This is a genomic window from Acrocarpospora pleiomorpha (assembly GCF_009687885.1).
In the GTDB taxonomy this organism is placed as follows: Bacteria; Actinomycetota; Actinomycetes; order Streptosporangiales; family Streptosporangiaceae; genus Acrocarpospora; species Acrocarpospora pleiomorpha.
The window spans coordinates 16,974-30,893 of the sequence record NZ_BLAF01000070.1 but is presented as its reverse complement, the minus strand read 5'-3'; the positions used below and the strand labels follow the sequence as shown (position 1 = coordinate 30,893).

Below are 13,920 nucleotides of genomic sequence, written 5' to 3'. Positions count from 1 at the left end.
CTCTGGTATGGCCCGGAGTTAAATTCACCGCATGATGAATTTAGCTCAGCCTGCGATCTCCGTACGGGATCTGCGGGTCACCCGGGGCGGCAAAGAGGTGCTGCACAGGGTTTCGTTCGAGGTGCCGCGAGGCCAGGTCACCGGCCTGCTCGGCCCGAGCGGCTGTGGCAAGACGACGCTGATCCGGTCCATCGTCGGCGTGCAGGTCGTCGCCGGGGGCGAGGTCACCGTGCTCGGCGAGCCCGCCGGCAGCCCGAACCTGCGCCGCACGATCGGCTACTCGACCCAAAATCCCGCCATATATCGGGACCTGTCCGTGCAGGAGAACCTGCGCTACTTCGCCGCCGTGCTCGGCGCGCCCAGGAGCGACGTGGACCGGGTGCTGGACGAGGTCGGTCTCACCGAACAGCGCCGCCAGCTCGGCGGCACGCTGTCCGGCGGGCAGCTCAGCCGGGCCAGCCTGGCGGTCTCCCTGCTCGGCAGCCCGGAGCTGCTGCTCCTGGACGAGCCGACCGTCGGCCTCGACCCGGTGCTCCGCAAGGAGCTGTGGACGCTGTTCCAGGGCCTGGCCGACCGGGGCGTCACCCTGGTCGTGTCCAGCCACGTGATGGACGAGGCGGCCCGCTGCCAGCGGCTGCTCATCCTCCGCGACGGGGAGATCCTCGCCGACGACAGCCCGGAGGCTCTGCGCGACCGGACCAGGACGACGGATCTGGAACAGGCGTTCCTGCGCCTGATCGAGGAGAGGCTGGCGGCATGAACGCGACGATCACCCTGGCCACCGCCCGCCGGATCATGAGCCAGCTCCGCAACGACCGCCGCACGGTGGCGCTGATGGTGCTGGTGCCGACGCTGGTCATCGTGCTGCTCTACTACGTGATGGACGACGAGCGGTCGTTCGCGGCCTGGGCGCCCGTGCTGCTGTGCGTGTTCCCGTTCCTGGTGATGTTCCTGGTCACCTCCATCGGCACCCTCCGGGAGCGCACGTCGGGCACGCTGGAACGGCTGATGGCCTCCCCGCTCGGGCAGCTCGACCTGCTGCTCGGCTACGGCCTGGCGTTCGGCGTCATGGCCTGCCTGCAGGTGGCGCTGGCGCTGACGGTCTCGCTCACCTGGCTGGGCATGGAGCTGGCCGGGGCGCTCTGGCCGCTGATCCTGGTGGCGCTGCTCAACGCGCTGCTGGGCACCGCGCTCGGCCTGCTGTGCAGCGCGTTCGCCCGGACCGAGTTCCAGGCCGTGCAGTTCATGCCGGTGGTCATGATCCCGCAGATCCTGCTCGGCGGGATCCTGGTCCCGCGCGACCAGATGGCCACCGTGCTGGAGTGGATCTCCAACGTGCTCCCCATGTCGTACGCGATCGAGGCCATGAAACTGGCGGTCATGGGCGCGGACCTGAACGGCGACTTCTGGCGCGACGTGATCGTGGTCGTCGGATCGATCCTGCTCGCGCTCGGCCTGGGCGCGGCCACCCTGCGCCGCAGGACGCCGTAAACTGCGGCCGTCCCCTAAGTGCGAGGTGTACGGCATGATCGCGATTCTCGGAACCGGAAAGATGGGCGAGGCCCTGCTGTCCGGTCTCGTCCGTGCCGGGCGGCGGCCAAACGAGATCATGGCCACCGCCCGCCGCCGGGACCGCGGCGAGGCCCTGCGGGAGCGTTACGGCGTGCGCGTGGTCAGCAACGCCGAAGCCGCCAAGACCGCGGACACCCTGATCCTGGCGGTCAAACCGCAGGACATGGCCACCCTGCTCGCCGAGATCGCCCCGTACGTGCCCGCCGATCGGCTGGTCATCTCAGTGGCGGCGGGCATCACCACCGCGTTCGTGGAGTCCCGCCTGGGCGCGTCCGTCCCGGTGGTCCGGGTGATGTCCAACACGCCGGTGCTGGTGGACGAGGCGATGAGCGTGATCTCGGCGGGCGCGCACGCGGCCGAGGAGCACATGAAGCAGGCCGAGGCGCTGCTGAGCCCGGTGGGCAAGGTGCTGCGCATCCCGGAGTCCCAGCAGGACGCGGCGACCGCGCTGTCCGGCAGCGGGCCGGCCTACTTTTTCTATCTGGTCGAGGCGATGGTGGACGCGGGCATCCTGCTCGGGATGCCGCGGGCGGCCGCGCTCGACATGGTGACCCAGTCGATCGTGGGTGCGGCGATCATGCTCAGGGATTCCGGGGAGCATCCGGTGATCCTGCGCGAGGCCGTCACCTCCCCGGGCGGCACCACGATTTCGGCGATCGCCGAGCTGGAGCGGCACCGGGTGCGGGCCGCGTTCCTGGACGCCATCGAGGCGGCCAGGGACCGCAGCCGCCAGCTCGCCTCCGGGTAATCAGCTAGCCAAGCTGCCCCGATGTAGGGAATCATAAAGAATCTTTCCTATAGTACGGGGCGGGTCGGGGTGACGGTCGTCGTAGCGCGTCGTGCGCTGTGGTCGCGGGATTTTTCTCTCTATTTCGTGGCCCGGTCGGTCGCGCTCATGGGCGACGCGATGTTGCCCATCGCGGTGACGCTGGGCGTTTTACGGCTCTACGGCCCGGTCGGCGTGGGCGTCGTGCTCGCCGCGTGGATGGCCGCCTTCGGCGGGCTCGTCCTGTTCGGTGGCGTGTTCGCCGACTGGTTCACCGCCAGGAAGATGATGATCGGCGCCGACCTGCTGCGGGTCGTCACCCACCTCGTCATCGCGTTCGCGTTCTTCGCCGGACGCCCTGCGCTCTGGCTGCTGATCGTCATGTCCGCGCTCAGCGGCGTCGGCGCCGCCCTGTTCCAGCCCGGCGTGAACAGCATGATCCCGCAGATCGCCGACGACCCGCAGCGGGCCAACGCGATCCTGCGGGTGGCCGACGCCGTCGCCCGCCTGGTCGGCCCCGGCTTGGCGGGTGTGATCGTGCTGCTCGGCGGCGCCGGGGTCGTGTACGCGGTGAACGCCGGCACCTTCGCGATCAGTGCGGTCTGCCTGCTCGCCCTGCGCGTGCGCCTGGCGCCCGTCACCGGCAGCAAACTGATCAAGGACCTGCGTGCGGGCTGGCGCGAGTTCCGCTCCCGCACCTGGATGTGGTCGGTGATCCTGGTCTGGTCGGTGTACGGCATCACGCTGTTCGGCCCGAGCTGGCCCCTGGGCGCGGAACTGGTCACCAAGAGCCTCGGCGAGAGCGCGTTCGTGATCGGGGTCACCGGTGAAGGGGTCGGCAGCATCCTCGGCGGCCTGATCGCCATGCGGTACCGCCCGTCCAGGCCGCTGTTCTCCGGGGCCGTCGCGATGATCGCGTTCATGGCGATGCCGCTGGTCATCGCGTTGCGGCTGCCGTTGCCGTACATCGTCTCGGCGATGATCCTGGCCGGGGCGGCCTGGGCGTTCTGGTCGGTGATGTGGGCGACCAGCGTGCAGACGCAGGTGCCGGGGGAGGTGCTCAACCGGGTCACCGCCTACGAGGTGGCGGGTTCGGTGCTGAGCATTCCGATCGGGCAGTCGCTGGCTCCGGCGGTGGGGGCGCGGGTGGGCGCCGACACCGTGCTGCTGTTCGGCTGCGCGACGGGGCTGCTGGGCATTGTCGTGCTGCTCGCGACCCCTGCCGTACGAAACCTGAGAGCTGTCACAAAGGCCGAGTAAGCATCACATTACGATGGGTCGAGTGACGATTCGTCGCGGCATCCCCCCGCTTCTCATCCTGACCTTCCTGCTCACCGGGTGCACCGGCGACGAGCCCCCGAACGTCCAGATCGCGCAGGTGACCAGGGCGTCGGTGAGCGAGGTCGTGGAGGCTCCGGGAACCGTCGGCGCGCGGGCGACCGCCACGCTCACCTCCCCGGCCGCCGGCACGGTCGGCAAGCTCTACGTGAGCGACGGCGACACGGTGAAGAAGGGCCAGATCCTGGCCAAGATCACCTCCAAGCAGGCCCGAGACCAGCTGGACCAGGCGCGCAAGGCCGACGCCCAGGCGGCCAAGAGCGTCTCCTCGGGCGGGGCCGCGCCGTCGATCCAGCTGCCGAAGCTGCAGCTCTCCGGCAAGCTCGACGCGAAGGTACGGCGCAACTTCGCGAAGGCCCGTACCTCCGCCAAGAAGATCGAGGACCGCGTGATCCGGGAGCAGCTGCTCAGCGCCCTGGACGCCGCGGAAGCCCAGCACGACGCCCTAGGCGAGCTCGTGAACGGCCTCAACACCTCGGTCAACCGGAGCCTCTCCCAGGTGACCGGGCAGCTCGGCGCGGGTCTCGGTGGCCTGACCGAGTCGATGAGCTCCCTGCAGGCCGCGTCCAGAACCCAGACCAAAGCGGCCGTGAAGACGGCCAAGTCCACCGTGGACGCGCTGACCATCAAAGCCCCCTTCGGCGGCGTGGTCACCCTCGGCGGAGCCGGTTCCAGCGGAGCTCAGCCTGATCTCAGCGCGCTGTTGCCCGCGGGCATGGCCCTGCCCTCCAGCGGCTCCACCGGCCGATCAGCGGGCGTGATCGCCACCGGCGTCCCCGTCGCCACCGGCGACGCGATCGTGACAATCACCGATATTTCCAAACTCAGCCTCGCCGCCGACGTGGACGAGACCGACGTCCTGCTCGTCACGGACGGCACCGAGGCCACCGTCGAGTTCGACGCCGTCCCCGGCGCCAGCTACGCCGCCCGCGTCACCGGCGTCGGCGTCACCCCGAAGGAGGGCGCCACCGGCGGCGTCAGCTACCCGGTCCGCCTCTCCCTCGGCGACGGCCTGTACGACGACGGCAGCGAAGCCCCCGCCCCCAAACCCGGCATGAGCGCCGTCATCCGCCTCACCGTCCGCGACTCCCCTGACACGGTCGCCGTGCCCGCCTCCGCGATCGTCTCCAGCGGCCGGGAGAGCATGGTCTGGCTGGTACGCGACGGCAAAGCCCAGCGCAGAACCGTCAAGCTCGGCGCCCAGGGCGACACCATGGTGGAGATCCTCACCGGCCTCCAGGTCGGCGACCGGATCGTGGTCAAGGGCGCCGACACCGTACGCGAAGGACAGGAGCTCGGGTGACCCCGGCCTTCGAGGCGGTCGCCCTGACCCGCTCCTACCAGCTGGAAGGCGTCTCGGTGGAGGCGCTCAGAGGCGTCGACCTGACCGTCGGCCCCGGCGAGTTCGCCGCCATCATCGGCCCGTCCGGTTCCGGCAAATCCACCCTCATGCACCTGCTCGGCTGCCTGGACCGCCCCACCTCCGGCACCCTCCGCGTGGGCGGCGTCGACGTCGCCACGCTCAACGACACCGAACTGGCCGAGTTACGCAACCAGACCATCGGCTTCGTCTTCCAGTCCTTCCACCTGCTGGCCAGAACCTCGGCCCTGGACAACGTGGCCCTCCCGCTCGTCTACCGCGGCGTGCCCCGCGCCGAACGCCGGAGCCGAGCCAAGGCCGCCCTGGAAGCGGTCGGCCTGGCGCACCGGCTCGCCCACCGCCCCGCCCAGATGTCCGGCGGCGAGCAGCAGCGGGTCGCCATCGCCCGCGCCCTCGTCGGCGACCCCAAGGTGGTGCTCGCCGACGAGCCGACCGGCAACCTGGACTCCCGCAACGGCGCCGAGGTGATGAACCTGCTGCAACGCCTCAACGCCGACAGCGGTGTGGCCGTCATCCTGGTCACCCACGAACCCGAGGTCGCGGGCCGGGCCCGCCGCCAGATCCACGTCAGGGACGGCGTCATCGAGCTCGACTCGGGAGCGTCGTGAGAACCGCGGAAGCGCTGCGGATGGCGCTGGAAGCCCTGCGCGTCAACCGGCTCCGCAGCGGGCTGACCATGCTGGGCGTGATCATCGGCGTGGCCGCCGTGGTGGTCCTGGTCGCCATCGGCACCGGCGCCAAGAACGCCATCGAACAGGAGATCGCCGGGCTCGGCAGCAACATCATCCTGGTCGTGCCCGGCCAGCTGAACTTCGCCGCCGCCCCCACCCAGAGCCGCCTCGACCTCACCGACGTCGCCTACGTGCGCCGGGTCGTCGGCGACGAATCCCGGGTGACCGTCTCCGTGCAGTCCGGCGAGACGATCAGGGTCGGCCGGGACGAGGCGTTCGTGACCGTGCTCGGCACCGACCAGTTCCTGCCCAACATCTTCGACCGGCCGCTGCGGCGCGGCAGATACCTCACCGAGACCGACGTGGACACCCGCCGCCGGGTGGTGATCCTCGGCTCCGAGGTCGCCGCCCGGCTGTTCGGCGACGTGGACCCGGTCGGCCGCCAGGCCACCATCTCCGGGGTGCGGTTCCGGGTCATCGGCGTCTACGAGAAGGTCGGCGCGACCTTCGGAGTGGCCCGCGACCAGGAGGTGCACGTCCCGGTCACCACCGCGCAGCGCCTGATCGGAGTGGCCAGGATCAACGGCATCGCGGTCGGAGCGTCCGGACCCGACGAGATCGAGCCGCTCCAGCGCAAGGTGGTGGACGCGCTGGTCCAGCGTTACCCGGGCGAGAAGTTCTCGGCCGTCACCCAGACCCAGCTGCTGGGCACCATCGGCACCGTGCTCGGCATGCTGACCGGCGTGCTGGCCGCCATCGCGGGCATCTCGCTGCTGGTCGGCGGGGTCGGCGTCTCCAACATCATGCTGGTCAGCGTGCGCGAGCGGACCAAGGAGATCGGGCTGCGCAAGGCGCTGGGGGCGCGGCAGCGCGACATCCTGGGCCAGTTCCTGATCGAGGCCGTGCTGCTGACCACCATCGGCGGGGTGATCGGCATCCTGCTCGGGGTCGGCGGGGCGCTGCTGATCGCGGCGCTCTCGCCGGTCCCGGCCGCGATCACCTGGTGGTCGATCTCGCTGGCGTTCGGCGTGTCGGTCGGGGTCGGGGTGTTCTTCGGGGTGGCTCCGGCGCGGCGGGCCGGCAAGCTCGATCCGGTGGTGGCGCTGCGGGCCGAATGAGCTGATGCGGTAATTTCATGGCATGAGCGACGCGGTGCGGGTGGTTTGGGATGACGCGCTGACGTCGTACGACTTCGGGCCACGGCATCCGCTCGCGCCGGTCCGGGTCGAGCTCACCATGGCGCTGGCCCGCGAGCTCGGCGTGCTGGACGCGGTGGAGCTGGTCGGATGCGCTCCCGCCGCGGACGACGAGCTCGGCCTGGTGCACGAGCGGCATTACATCGACGCGGTCAAGCGGGTCTCCAAGACCGGCAGGCCCGACCTGAACGCCGGGCTCGGCACGTCGGACAATCCCGCCTTCGCGGGCGTGCACGAGGCCTCCGCGCTCGTCGCCGGGGCCACGCTGGCCGCCGCCAGGGCGGTCTGGGCGGGGGAGGCGGAGCACGCGATCAACGTGGCGGGCGGGCTGCATCATGCGATGCCCGCGAACGCGAGCGGCTTCTGCGTCTACAACGATCCCGGGCTCGCGATCGCGTGGCTGCTGGAGCAGGGGGCGTCGAAGGTCGCGTACGTGGACGTGGACGTGCACCACGGTGACGGGGTGCAGGCGATGTTCTACGACGACCCCCGGGTGCTGACGATCAGCCTGCACGAGTCGCCGCGCACCCTCTTTCCGGGCACCGGATATCCGGAGGAGACCGGCATCGCGGGCACCGCGGTGAACGTGGCGCTGCCGGCGGGCTGTGGCGATCAGGGGTGGCTGCGGGCCTTTCACGCGGTGGTGCCGCCGCTGCTGCGGGAGTTCGACGCGCAGATCCTGGTGAGCCAGCAGGGGTGCGACAGCCATGCGCTGGATCCGCTGGCCAATCTGATGCTGAGCCTGGACGGGCAGCGCACGGCGTACCAGGAGCTGCACAAGCTGGCGCACGAGACGGCCGGCGGGCGGTGGGTGGCGACCGGGGGCGGTGGCTACGAGCTGGTCCAGGTGGTGCCCCGGGCCTGGACCCATCTGATCGCCGAGGCCGCCGGAGTGCCGGTGGACCCCGAGACGCGGACGCCGGACGAGTGGCGCGCGTTCGTGCGGCAGCGGACCGGTGAGGTCCCGCCGCTCACGATGACCGACGGCCGAAATCCGGAATATCGTGATATCGCTCAGGGTTTCGACCCGGCGGACCCCATCGACCGCGCCATCATGGCCACCCGGAACGCGGTCTTCCCCCTCCACGGTCTGGACCCGATGCCATGACGAATGCCCCCACGCGCGACGAACTGATCGAACAGCTCGTCCACACCCGAGTCGCCGGGGACGTGGCGACGCCCCGGGACAACAATCTCGACCATTACCGCTCGCTGGCCGTCGGGGACCCGCACTACCTGCTCGGGCTCACCTTCGAGAGCACCTGGAGCTACCGGGACGTGCTGGCGCTGATGGCCAAGTCGGCCGGGGTGATCGCCGACCCGGAACACCGCTACGGCCAGGACACCATCGACCCCGAGCGCACGGTCGCCGCCATCGAGGCGATGGGCGACCGCATCGCGGCCGCCCTCAGCCGGCCGGACAGCCGGTTCACCCTGGCCACCGGGCACCCCACCGGCATCATGGTCATCCACCTGGCCCTGGCCCGGTTTCTCGCCGCGCACGGCGCCACCCTGGTCACCCCGGCCGAGGGCTGGATGTACCAGCCCGGCTCGTACGGCCGCCGCAGGCGGATCAGGTACATCGAGGACGTCGCCCTGCTGGACGACGGCGGCGCGCTGGTGCACACCCACGACGCCGCCCCGATGCAGGCGATGCTGGCCGAGGATCGGCCGGACTTCGTGATCGCCGACCACGGCTGGGCCGGGGCGGCCGGCGAGGCCGGAATTGAGACGGTGGCCTTCGCGGACAGTAACGACCCCGGCCTCTTCGTAGGCGAGGCAGAGGGGAAAATCGCGGTGACTGTGCCGCTTGATGACAATGTGCTCCCCAGATATTACGGTCCGTTGACCCGCTACCTGCTGGCTTGGATCACCGCTGGGCTTTAGGACCTCCCTTTTGGGGTATTTCGCGCCCGCTTTTGCACCAGTGTGTCGACCGGTTGCCAACTTTTTTGTGGGCCTGGGCGACTCTAATGTGAGAGAAGTTGGTCCGTTCCAAGATCTTGGCGAGGGGCACGGTCCGGCTGCTGGCCAGCGATTTTCCCGGTTTCGGCCGCGCGAGCCCCCGGGGACTGATGAAATGGGGGGTTTGCCTTCTCGGGGTCGCGACTTACGCTGACGGCAGTACACGTGCGTGAGCAATGGCACCAGTGGGGATAACCCGTAAACACGTGCGGAAGAGGCGTCCGATGGGTGCAGGCGAAAGACCTCTCAGCGAGGTGAAGTTCCTGACGGTGGCTGAAGTGGCCACGGTCATGCGGGTGTCCAAGATGACGGTGTACCGGCTCGTGCACTCGGGTGAGTTGCCGGCCATCAGGGTAGGCCGATCCTTCAGAGTGCCCGAACAGGCGGTCCACGACTATCTGAGGGATGCTTTCATCGAGGCTGGATGAAGTAACCAGGCGGCGGAACCAACGCTCACCAGGCGATGGTTCATTAGTGGCTCAATGGGATCCCCCCGGGGGAGCGATCGACGGTCGATCGCCGGTAGTCTGTTGAGCCGGTGTGCGAGCGCGCACCGGCTCGGCAACCGACTCCTGGGGGTCCCGTGGGCTCTGTCATCAAGAAGCGTCGTAAGCGCATGGCGAAGAAGAAGCACCGCAAGCTGCTGAAGAAGACGCGCATCCAGCGCAGAAACAAGAAGTAACCGACGGAGCCGCTCGCCCGTGGTCAGATATGGGCGAGCGACCGTGCACCATCCTGCGAGGCGGCAATGACCCACACCGTGCTGGTCACTGGGGTCGGCCGACACGTCGGCGCCCGTGTGGCCGCCGTGCTCGCAGCCGACCCGGGCATCCGGGTCATCGGAGTCGATACGGTGCCGCCGACGTCGCCTGAGCGGGATGGCGGCGCCCAACTCCGTGATTGGCTGGAATTCGTCCATGTCGATCTGCGCAGCCCGGATATCACCCGGGTGATCGCCGCGTGCGACATCGACACTGTGGTGCACATGAGCCTGCTCAGCGGACCCGCCCTGAGCCGGTCGGCCATGAAAGAGCACAACGTCATCGGCACCCTGCAGCTGCTGGCCGCCTGCCAGCGGTCGGACACGGTGCGCCGGGTCGTGGTGCGTTCCAGCACGGTCGTGTACGGCTCCTCGCCGCTGGATCCGGCCGTCTTCACCGAGAGCAGCGAGCCCGCCGAGCCGCCCACGTCCGGGTACGGCAAGGACACCGTCGAGGTGGAAGGCTTCGTGCGCGGGTTCGCCCGGCGGCGTCCGGATGTGGCCGTGACGACCTTGCGATTCGCCAACCTGATGGGTCCGGGGGTGGATTCGCCGCTGACCCGGTTCTTCACCCAGCCGGTGCTGCCGACCGTGCTCGGCTTCGATCCCCGGCTGCAGTTCATCCACGAGGACGACGCGGTCGAGGTGCTGCGCAGAACCGCCACCGAGGATCATCCCGGCACGTTCAACGCGGCCGGGGACGGGGTGCTGCTGCTGTCGCAGTGCGTGCGGCGGGCGGGGCGGCCCACGCTGCCGCTGCCCGGTCCCGCGTTCCGGCTCCTCGGCGAGCTGGCCCGGGGGCTCGAGCAGGTGGACTACTCGCCCGAGCAGGTGGCGCTGATGAGTCACGGGCGGGCGGTGGACTCCTCCCGCCTGGTCGCCGAGCTCGGCTGGACCTTCGGCTATGACACGGCTGCGGCCTACGCCGACTTCCTGCGCTCCCGTGGGCTGACCGGTAACCTGCCGCTCGCCGTGGTGGACGCGCTCGCGGGTCTGGTCCGGTGAAGGATCTGCTCGCGTTCGTCCGGCGGCGGGTTTCGGGCGACTACGAGGTGGACGAGTTCGGCTACGACCCCGAACTCACCGACACCGTCCTGCTGGAGCTGCTTCGCCCGCTCTACCGGCACTGGTTCCGGGTGGAGACCTCCGGCCTCGAACACCTGCCCGCCGACGGTGCCCTCATCGTCGCCAACCACTCCGGCACCCTTCCCCTGGACGCGCTCATGCTCCAGGTCTGCCTCCACGACGAAGCCCACCGCGCCGTCCGGCTCCTGGCCGCCGACCTCGTCTACCGCCTGCCGACCCTGAGCCACCTGTCCAGGAAGTGCGGCCACACCCTCGCCTGCCCCGAAGACGCCGACCGCCTGCTCCGCAAGGGCGAACTCGTCGGCGTCTTCCCGGAAGGCTTCAAAGGCGTCGGCAAACCCTTCACCCACCGCTACCGCCTGCAACGCTTCGGCCGCGGCGGCTTCGTCTCCACCGCCATGCGCGCCGGCGTCCCCATCGTCCCCTGCGCGATCGTCGGCGCCGAGGAGATCTACCCGAAGATCGGCGACTTCACCTTGCTCGCCCGCATGCTCGGCCTCCCCTACCTGCCGATAACCCCCTTCTTCCCCTGGCTGGGAGCCTTCGGCCTGATCCCCCTCCCCTCCAAATGGATGATCGAGTTCGGCGAACCCATCAAAACCACCCCCGGCGACGCCGACGACCCCATGACCGTCTTCAACCTCACCGACCAGGTACGCGAAACCCTCCAACACCAGCTAGACGCCCTACGCGACCGCCGAGGCTCCGCGTTCTAGTGAGTTCTGTAGTGCTTGCGGAGGGCTATTCCGGCGGCGACGCCGCCTGCTACCGCGCCTGCGGCGGCGGCTACGGGGAGGCCGATCATGGTGGCTTTGCGGCCGGTGCGGAAGTCTTTGATGGCCCAGCCCTGGGCTTTGGCGTGGTCGCGGAGTTCTGAGTCGGGGTTGATGGCGTAGGGGTGGCCGACGATGGAGAGCATGGGGAGGTCGTTGGCGGAGTCGCTGTAGGCGGAGCAGCGGGTCAGGTCGAGGCCTTCCTGGCGGGCCAGGGCGCGGACGGCGTCGGCTTTGGCGGGGCCGTGCAGGAGGTCGCCGACGAGGCGGCCGGTGTAGGCGCCGGAGTCGGTTTCCGCGACCGTGCCGAGGGCGCCGGTGAGGCCGAGGCGACGGGCGATCACCTGGGCCAGCTCCACGGGGGTGGCGGTGACCAGCCAGACCCGCTGGCCGGCGTCCAGGTGGGCCTGGGCGAGGGCGCGGGCGCCCGACCAGATGCGGTCGGCCATCACCTCGTCGTAGATCTCCTCGCCGAGCCGGACCACTTCCTCCACCTTGAGGCCCGCGACGAAGGCGAGGGCCATCTCCTTGGCCTTGGCCACGTGCTCCGGATTCTCGTTCCCCCTGACCCGGAACATCGCCTGCCCGAGCGCGAAACGCACCAGATCCTGGGTGGTGAACAGGCCACGGGAGGCCAGCCCCCGGGCGAAATGGTAGATCGACGCGCCACGGATCATCGTGTTGTCCACGTCGAAGAACGCCGCCGCCGTGAGGTCAGGTTCGACGGGCGGGGCCGCCGCGGGTGCCATCGCGCCCGCCGCTTCGGCCGCGATCTCCGCCGGGTCCTGCCGTCTCAGTAGCCGCTTCATAGCCCATCAGCTTAACCGCCGAGACGGACGAGATCGGGTACGCACTGTTAGCGGCGTATGACGGTTCAGTATTGATGGGAAAGTCGTGATCTGGACATCCGCAGCGTGGGGCTAGTAGCCGCCGACCGTGTATCCGTCGATGAAGACCAGATACTCGCTGGCCCGCTCCCGGTTCTCCTCGTCCAGCTTGGGAAGCATGACCTCGACGCGATTGCGCTGCTCGCGCGCGAACGTCCGTACCTTCGCCTGGGCTCGGGCGTCTGCTTTGGCGCGTGGCTTGACCCGCTTGAGGGCTGCCCGGGTGGTGGTGTCCATGTCCTGCAAGGTCTCTTTGAGTAACTCCTGGCGGTTGGGCGTGGCCGCCTGTAAGAGCGCCGCCGCCTCCCCGGCCCGCGCCTTGGCCGCCGTCATCTGCCGGTCGGCCAACTCGGCGTCGCTGGTGGTCAGCGTCAGCAGGGTCGACTCGGCCGCCCGCTTGAGCGGGTAGAGCAGGTCACCGGGGACGGTCGAGTAGGTCACCATGGCCGTGACCACCGTGGCCACGATCATCGCGCTCAGCCCGGCCCACGGCCGCATCCGCATCCAGCCCGGCACGGCCGGAATCGACGGGCGGTCGTGCGGCGGCTGCCCGGCGGGAACACGCTCGCTCTGGTGGGTTCTGAGCAGTTCGTCCCGCAGCCGGGCGCGGAACTCGGCCCGCGGCCCGCTGCCCAGCAGGTGGCCGAAGCCGCCGAGGCGGGACACCACGTCGGCCGAGAAGCGACCGGCGCGCCACCGACGCCACCACCCCATGAACGCTCCCGCGTTTCGTCAGCCCCCGGACAACCCGGATGATCCCCGCCCTGCCTCCTGCCCAACGACGCGCAGGCGGCCTAGGTTACGGCACGTGTCTTAACCGAGATCCTTGGGCAGCGCCCGGGCCAGCGCCTTGATGGCACGGAACTGCAACGCCTTGATCGCCCCGGCTTTCTTGCCCATCACGAGCGCGGTCTCGGCCAGCGACATGCCGTACAGGAAGCGGAGGATGACGCATTCCTGCTGCTCCGGGCCGAGTTGCTGGACGGCGCGCATCACGTGCTCGTTCACCATATTGGTGACGACGGCGTTCTCCGGGATGTGCGGCCCGTCGAGCGGGGTGTCGAGGACCTCGGCCGTGGAGACTTCTAAGCGGTTTCGGCCTGATTTGAAATGATCGGTCACCAGGTTCCGGGCGATCGTCACGAGCCACGCGCCGAAGTCCCGGCCCTGCCAGGTGAAGTCGGCGATGCCGCGCAGCGCGCGCAGGAAGGTGTCGCTGGTCAGGTCCTCGGCTAAAGGATGCGAGCCGACCCGGAAGAAAACGTAGCGGTAGACAAGCTCCACGTAACGGTCGTAAAGCATGCCGAACGCCTCGGTGTCGCCGGTCTTGGCGCGCAGGACCAGCGTGCGCATCTCGTCGTGTTCCGGCGAGAGCGTGATCGTGCTTGGCTCGATGGGCGCGGTCTGCACCGCTCCAGCGGAAGCCGGAGGAGCGATCCCGGCGAACGGCCACGTGTTCGGCATCCGGATATCCCATGCGGGGAAGGGGAAGTCGGCGTGCTTGCACACTCTAGAAATCAACGCG

General features: G+C 69.5%; 16 protein-coding genes. 13 read left to right on the top strand and 3 right to left on the bottom strand.

Annotated features, from left to right (window positions below):
- Positions 1 to 31: 31 nt before the first annotated feature.
- The 13 genes from Aple_RS42160 (at position 32) to Aple_RS42100 (ending at position 11,451) form a co-directional block, all read left to right on the top strand.
- Positions 32 to 760 (top strand): ABC transporter ATP-binding protein, encoded by a 729-nt coding sequence (locus tag Aple_RS42160; RefSeq protein WP_218038778.1) that lies wholly within the window; start codon positions 32 to 34, stop codon positions 758 to 760.
- A complete protein-coding gene (locus Aple_RS42155; RefSeq protein WP_155350382.1) occupies positions 757 to 1,491 on the top strand; it encodes an ABC transporter permease in 735 nt (244 codons plus the stop codon). The genes Aple_RS42160 and Aple_RS42155 overlap by 4 nt, the downstream gene beginning before the upstream one ends.
- 34 nt (positions 1,492 to 1,525) lie before the next feature.
- Positions 1,526 to 2,320: a pyrroline-5-carboxylate reductase gene (gene proC / locus Aple_RS42150; RefSeq protein ID WP_218038777.1), complete on the top strand. Its 795-nt coding sequence runs from the start codon at positions 1,526 to 1,528 to the stop codon at positions 2,318 to 2,320.
- Positions 2,321 to 2,389: 69 nt separating this feature from the next.
- Positions 2,390 to 3,598, top strand: a complete 1,209-nt coding sequence (locus Aple_RS42145) for an MFS transporter (RefSeq protein ID WP_246265145.1) — start codon at positions 2,390 to 2,392, stop codon at positions 3,596 to 3,598.
- Positions 3,599 to 3,620: 22 nt separating this feature from the next.
- Positions 3,621 to 4,979, top strand: coding sequence for an efflux RND transporter periplasmic adaptor subunit (locus Aple_RS42140; protein ID WP_170321942.1), 1,359 nt, complete (start codon positions 3,621 to 3,623; stop codon positions 4,977 to 4,979).
- On the top strand, positions 4,976 to 5,665 hold the full coding sequence (locus tag Aple_RS42135) for an ABC transporter ATP-binding protein (RefSeq protein WP_155350379.1): 690 nt from the start codon (positions 4,976 to 4,978) through the stop codon (positions 5,663 to 5,665). Before Aple_RS42140 ends, Aple_RS42135 begins: the two co-directional genes overlap by 4 nt.
- A complete protein-coding gene (locus Aple_RS42130) occupies positions 5,662 to 6,846 on the top strand; it encodes an ABC transporter permease (protein WP_155350378.1) in 1,185 nt (394 codons plus the stop codon). The genes Aple_RS42135 and Aple_RS42130 overlap by 4 nt, the downstream gene beginning before the upstream one ends.
- Positions 6,847 to 6,868: 22 nt before the next feature.
- On the top strand, positions 6,869 to 8,032 hold the full coding sequence (locus tag Aple_RS42125) for an acetoin utilization protein AcuC (protein ID WP_155350377.1): 1,164 nt from the start codon (positions 6,869 to 6,871) through the stop codon (positions 8,030 to 8,032).
- Complete coding sequence (locus Aple_RS42120; RefSeq protein WP_155350376.1) at positions 8,029 to 8,811, top strand: phosphatase; 783 nt, start codon at positions 8,029 to 8,031, stop codon at positions 8,809 to 8,811. The genes Aple_RS42125 and Aple_RS42120 overlap by 4 nt, the downstream gene beginning before the upstream one ends.
- A gap of 302 nt (positions 8,812 to 9,113) precedes the next feature.
- Positions 9,114 to 9,317, top strand: coding sequence for a helix-turn-helix domain-containing protein (locus Aple_RS42115; protein WP_030456159.1), 204 nt, complete (start codon positions 9,114 to 9,116; stop codon positions 9,315 to 9,317).
- A 155-nt stretch (positions 9,318 to 9,472) separates the two neighbouring features.
- Positions 9,473 to 9,571, top strand: a complete 99-nt coding sequence (locus Aple_RS42110; RefSeq protein ID WP_018654693.1) for a 30S ribosomal protein bS22 — start codon at positions 9,473 to 9,475, stop codon at positions 9,569 to 9,571.
- Positions 9,572 to 9,637: 66 nt separating this feature from the next.
- Complete coding sequence (locus Aple_RS42105; RefSeq protein WP_155350375.1) at positions 9,638 to 10,654, top strand: NAD-dependent epimerase/dehydratase family protein; 1,017 nt, start codon at positions 9,638 to 9,640, stop codon at positions 10,652 to 10,654.
- Positions 10,651 to 11,451 carry a lysophospholipid acyltransferase family protein gene (locus Aple_RS42100; RefSeq protein ID WP_155350374.1) on the top strand — a complete coding sequence of 267 codons (801 nt, stop codon included), beginning with the start codon at positions 10,651 to 10,653 and terminating at the stop codon, positions 11,449 to 11,451. The genes Aple_RS42105 and Aple_RS42100 overlap by 4 nt, the downstream gene beginning before the upstream one ends.
- Here the strand turns inward: Aple_RS42100 and Aple_RS42095 are convergent.
- The 3 genes from Aple_RS42095 to Aple_RS42085 all read right to left on the bottom strand — a co-directional run bounded on the left by Aple_RS42095 (position 11,448) and on the right by Aple_RS42085 (position 13,859).
- A complete protein-coding gene (locus Aple_RS42095; RefSeq protein ID WP_155350373.1) occupies positions 11,448 to 12,317 on the bottom strand; it encodes an HAD family hydrolase in 870 nt (289 codons plus the stop codon). The two genes, Aple_RS42100 and Aple_RS42095, sit on opposite strands and share 4 nt — an antisense overlap.
- A 111-nt stretch (positions 12,318 to 12,428) precedes the next feature.
- On the bottom strand, positions 12,429 to 13,109 hold the full coding sequence (locus Aple_RS42090) for a DUF5667 domain-containing protein (protein WP_155350372.1): 681 nt from the start codon (positions 13,107 to 13,109) through the stop codon (positions 12,429 to 12,431).
- Positions 13,110 to 13,208: 99 nt separating this feature from the next.
- Positions 13,209 to 13,859 (bottom strand): sigma-70 family RNA polymerase sigma factor, encoded by a 651-nt coding sequence (locus Aple_RS42085; RefSeq protein ID WP_155350371.1) that lies wholly within the window; start codon positions 13,857 to 13,859, stop codon positions 13,209 to 13,211.
- Between the last annotated feature and the right edge of the window lie 61 nt (positions 13,860 to 13,920).

Bases quoted from the DNA above. Each gene is read 5' to 3' on its own strand.
- Aple_RS42160 (WP_218038778.1), top strand. From the start codon at position 32: ATGATGAATTTAGCTCAGCCTGCGATCTCCGTACGGGATCTGCGGGTC.
- Aple_RS42155 (WP_155350382.1), top strand. From the start codon at position 757: ATGAACGCGACGATCACCCTGGCCACCGCCCGCCGGATCATGAGCCAG.
- proC (WP_218038777.1), top strand. From the start codon at position 1,526: ATGATCGCGATTCTCGGAACCGGAAAGATGGGCGAGGCCCTGCTGTCC.
- Aple_RS42125 (WP_155350377.1), top strand. From the start codon at position 6,869: ATGAGCGACGCGGTGCGGGTGGTTTGGGATGACGCGCTGACGTCGTAC.
- Aple_RS42120 (WP_155350376.1), top strand. From the start codon at position 8,029: ATGACGAATGCCCCCACGCGCGACGAACTGATCGAACAGCTCGTCCAC.
- Aple_RS42115 (WP_030456159.1), top strand. From the start codon at position 9,114: ATGGGTGCAGGCGAAAGACCTCTCAGCGAGGTGAAGTTCCTGACGGTG.
- Aple_RS42105 (WP_155350375.1), top strand. From the start codon at position 9,638: ATGACCCACACCGTGCTGGTCACTGGGGTCGGCCGACACGTCGGCGCC.
- Aple_RS42095 (WP_155350373.1), bottom strand. From the start codon at position 12,317: ATGAAGCGGCTACTGAGACGGCAGGACCCGGCGGAGATCGCGGCCGAA.
- Aple_RS42090 (WP_155350372.1), bottom strand. From the start codon at position 13,109: ATGGGGTGGTGGCGTCGGTGGCGCGCCGGTCGCTTCTCGGCCGACGTG.
- Aple_RS42085 (WP_155350371.1), bottom strand. From the start codon at position 13,859: ATGCCGAACACGTGGCCGTTCGCCGGGATCGCTCCTCCGGCTTCCGCT.